Origin of the sequence: Mesorhizobium sp. Cs1299R1N1 (assembly GCF_037179655.1) — a bacterium.
Taxonomy (GTDB): domain Bacteria; phylum Pseudomonadota; class Alphaproteobacteria; order Rhizobiales; family Rhizobiaceae; genus Mesorhizobium; species Mesorhizobium salmacidum.
In genome coordinates, this window is the sequence record NZ_JAPYKR010000058.1 from 1 (window position 1) to 4,106 (window position 4,106).

4 protein-coding genes are annotated in these 4,106 nt (G+C 61.0%); 3 read left to right on the forward strand and 1 reads right to left on the reverse strand.

Annotated elements, in window-relative coordinates:
- From O7A70_RS33465 to O7A70_RS33475, 3 genes are all read left to right on the forward strand, one after another.
- Positions 1-422: phosphotransferase (locus O7A70_RS33465; protein ID WP_337144151.1), on the forward strand; the 422-nt coding region annotated here is incomplete at its 5' end.
- 56 nt (positions 423-478) lie between these two features.
- Positions 479-1,669, forward strand: coding sequence for an MFS transporter (locus O7A70_RS33470; protein ID WP_337144152.1), 1,191 nt, complete (start codon positions 479-481; stop codon positions 1,667-1,669).
- 157 nt (positions 1,670-1,826) lie between these two features.
- Positions 1,827-2,654 (forward strand): DUF3800 domain-containing protein, encoded by an 828-nt coding sequence (locus tag O7A70_RS33475; protein WP_337144153.1) that lies wholly within the window; start codon positions 1,827-1,829, stop codon positions 2,652-2,654.
- 1 nt (position 2,655) lies between these two features.
- Here O7A70_RS33475 and O7A70_RS33480 read toward each other — a convergent pair.
- On the reverse strand, positions 2,656-4,106 hold a 1,451-nt coding region (locus O7A70_RS33480; protein WP_337144154.1), incomplete at its 5' end, for a helicase-related protein.

Consider the following 4,106-nt stretch of genomic DNA (forward strand, 5'->3'; position numbering starts at 1 on the left):
TCGTACGCCTGGGTGCGAATAAGCTCATCGGTCCAACAGGATTCTGTCACGGAGACGTCAGGCAGGCGAACATGCGCATACTGGGCGAGCGCGTGACATTCTTCGACTTCGACGATTGCGGGCATGGCCCTCAATGGCTCGATGTGGCGGCGATGGCGTTCTGGTTGGAAGTCCTCCCCCACGACGATCCGGGCAGGCTTTGGCGCGCCTTCCTCGGCGGATATGGCCTGGTGGAGAGCGAACCTTTGTCCTTGTTCGTCCGCTGGCTGATCGCCGAGCACCAGCTCCGCACCGTGCGCTTCCTGTTCGACTACTGCGAACTGGACGCAGCATTGTGGGCTGGTGTTCTCAGTCAGGCGCAGATTACCGTGCGCGCCGCCGCTCGCGGAACGCTGCGTGCATTCAGCAATCAAGCTGGCTGAGTCGAGCCAACAAGAACGAATATCGAAAACCAGTCCTCGGTTTTGTTCGAGGAGAAATGCCCAAGGTTAGTGGTGTGAAGTCGAATAAAGTTCTTTTTGCAATAATTTCATTTCTTTCATTCCTGTTTGTTGGGTTCGGCATCGTCTTGCCGTCGTGGGTGGCTTTTCACATTGGAGGGTCGCGGCTGGTCGGGCTGGTCCTCATGTCATCCAGTGTGACAGGCATGGTCGTCTCGCCATTCACAGGACATGTCGTGGATCGGCGGGAGAGGCGGCAAATCGCCATGGTTGGCCAGGCTATCCGCGCAGGCGCATTGTTGCTCATCGCCCCGGCGCCGTTCGCCAATGATGTCGCCGCCGCAATCTTGCTGATGGCAGCGGCTGGATTTGGCGCGCTTGGCTACGCCCTGCAGGATGGAGCGCTCGCCGGGCTGCTTCAAGCGATTGTCCCTGCGGAGCAGCGCGTCGCGTTCGTCATGAGGTTGTCGATCGCCCGCCAGATCGGGCTCGCAGCGGGAACCGGGATCGCGGGTCTTTCCATTGCCCGGTTTGGCAGCTCGATGAGCGCTGTTGGCTTCACAGCCATGGCGGCCGCCTGCGTGTTTCTGGTCTGGATGATCAAAACGCCGGGCCGCGAGGTCAAGTCGCCTCAGTCCGAGGGCATGTTGGCTTCCTCCCGGGAAGCCCTGACGTATCTGGTCTCGAACTCGATGTGCCTCGTCGCGTCTGTCACCGTGGGCGTGTCGTTCGCCGTGATCAAAATAACAAATCTACTGCTTCCCGGCTTCGTCGTGCGCGCGCTTGACGGTAATAGCAGCCTGTTTGGCACGCTCGAAATGATGGCTGCCATCTGCGGAACCGCGGCAGTCGCTATCGCAAGCCTTCCCCGCTTTGTCCGCCATATCGAGAAGCACACTTTGTTTCTCCTCACGATGACCGGCCTTGCCTTGGTGGTCTTCTCCTTCGTGAGGACGCCGTTCACTGCCGTGATCGTCTATAGCCTCGCCGGCATGGCGTGGAGCGTGACGCGTTCCGCCGCCAACGGACATCTCCTGACTGTGGTGGACACAGGCCTGATGGGGCGAGTTCAGGCGTTCACGACCCTTTTGACCGGCATATTTGGCGTGGTGATCTTCCTGATGCCGCTCATAGCTCCCGAAACGGCTGAGGGGACCTTGTATCTCGTCTGTGGCATCTGTGTCATTGCTGCCGCACTTGGTCTGCGATCCCGAGGCAGAACTTCTTGAAATACGGCCGGCCGTTAGGGCAGGATTTCGCCTCCGACCCTTCTTGATGGAAATCGTTGCGCGGCGCCGACTATCGACAGGGCTGCGAACTGACAGGGCTGCGAACTTGACAAGGACGGGCAGAAACCCTAACTACGCGATCGTGAGGCGCAACGACGTGTTGCCCTCCTTCCGAGACCCACGCCAAAAGCGTGGGTTTTCGTGCTTCTGGGGGTACGATCTGACCTACATCGCCTATCTCGATGAATTCGCCCATATCGGCCCCTACGTCGATCGCCAGGATGCAAAGTACAAGGAAAGCCCGGTTTTCGGGTTGGCCGGGCTGGTGCTGCCGATGAGCGAGGTACGCGGTTTCGGCACGTGGTTCTTCCAGCGAAAATGTGAACTGCTGGATTTCGAGATCAAGAGGGCCGGCGTCCATCCGGCGATCTGGGAGAAAAAGGGCGCGAGCCTCTACACGGTGACCAATGTCACGAAGTACCGTGAGCTCCGCAACACGACCAACCGGCTCCTGAACAAAATCGAGACGATCGGCGGCTTCGTGTTCTATGTCGGGCTTCAGAAGAATCTGCCGCCCGACAAGCACAATCCGAACTACCTCTATAACCGGGTGCTGCTCGAAGCGATCAAGCGGATTGATTCGTTCTGCGCGGACGACTGCGACCCCAAGGACCACTTCATTCTGGCGCTCGATGAGCACGACCAACGCCAGAACCTCATAACCGCTGCGGCACGCAGCATGTATGGCGTTGGGCAGCCGCGAAAGCGGCTTATCGAGCCGCCGTTCCAGCTGGAGAGCCACCGATACCAGACCTTGCAGGCCGCCGACTGGATCGCCGGCCTGGTTGGCCGTTTCGGCGCATATTGGTGCGACAAGGACGCCTACGCGGACTACAAGGTTTTTGCCGACTATTTTGAGCACAGGCTGCACAGGGCAGCCAAACGAAGCGGTATTCGCACCAACACACCGAAGATAGCGAAATAGGTCAGGCGGCGGCGGCATCCCTGATGCCCTCGACATCCGATGCCAGGGCATCTTCGATGTCCGCAAGTTGACGGCGCTTGTCGGCCAGTTCGCCGGCAAAGGCGAATTCGCCGCCGTCGCGGGCCTGGTAGGACGCGAGACGCCGCCGGGCGTCGGCGAGACGCTGCCGATAGCGTTCCCGTTCCTCCCCGAAACCGGACAGCGCATGCTCCAATCTCGCGACGGCGCCGAGCGGCGTCACCGTCACCGGCAGCTCGATCTCATGATCCGCTCCGGTGAGCAGGAGCACGATGGTGTAGCGATAACCCTCTTGCCCGAAGCGCTCGCCGGAATACTCGATGTCGAACCCGCCGATTGACGCGATAGCGGTCTCGCCCTCCTGCTGAAGCTGGACCAGGGTGAGAATCTCCTTCATCAGCGCCCGGCCGGCTTCCTTGCGCTCGCCGTAGGATTTTTTGGCCACGGTCATGGCGAAGGCATCGCCACTGGTCGGCACGAGCCGCTCGATGTCTTGTCCAATCTCGCCAATACGCCGGGTTGAATACTCGATGTCGCGCTCGGCATCCCGGCTCTGCCGTCGGACGGCGTGCTGGTCGTCGATATGGGCGGCGCGCAGGCGCTCGAGCCGTGCGATGTCAGCCTCGAGCCCGGCTTTCTGCATCAGCCGCTGGTCACCCGATGCAATCGCCTTCGCCATCGCGAACTGGTTGGCCTGCCCTTCGCCAAGATCTTCAAGCCGCCGGATCGAGGCGTCGCCGGACAGCGCCGCGGCGATGAAGCGTGCCTTGCGCTCGTTGTTCTGCCACATGGTGGCGTCGAGCGACCCCTCCGTTGCGTAGGCAAAGATCTCGACCTCGTCGTGCTGGTTACCCTGTCGGACGATGCGGCCCTCGCGCTGCTCGATCTGCGAGGGGAGCCAGGGCACGTCCAGGTGATGCAGTGCCTTCAAACGAAGCTGAGCATTGACGCCGGTGCCCATCGTCTCCGAGGAGCCGATGAGGAACCGCACCTTGCCGGCACGGACATCGCCGAACAGCCGCTGCTTGACCTCAGATTTCTTAAAATCCTGCATGAAGGCGATCTCGCAGGCAGGAACGCCCAGGCGGATCAGCTCGTCGCGGATCCAGCGATAGGCGGAAAACCCCCTTGTCTTTTCGACATTAATCGTTCCGAGATCGGAAAAGATCATCTGCGCGGCGCCGGAAAGCTCGTAGGGCTTGCCGTCGGGGCGGACGTAGGTGTTATCCGCCGTTTCGAGCCAGATGCGGAAGGCGTTCGACACAAGCAGATTGAGCTTGTTGTCGGGCTCGTTGTCATTGTCAGGGTCGACCAGCCGCAGGTCGATCGCGGCATGGCGGCCGTCGGTGATCACCGAGAGAAGAATGTCGTCGCCAGGCTCCGGCGGGCGGTCGCGCATCTCGATCGCCTTGATGCGCTCGGCGAGCACCGCCT

What these genes read in the sequence shown, in the direction of transcription:
- O7A70_RS33470 (WP_337144152.1), top strand. Translation starts at nt 479, where the DNA reads ATGCCCAAGGTTAGTGGTGTGAAGTCGAATAAAGTTCTTTTTGCAATA.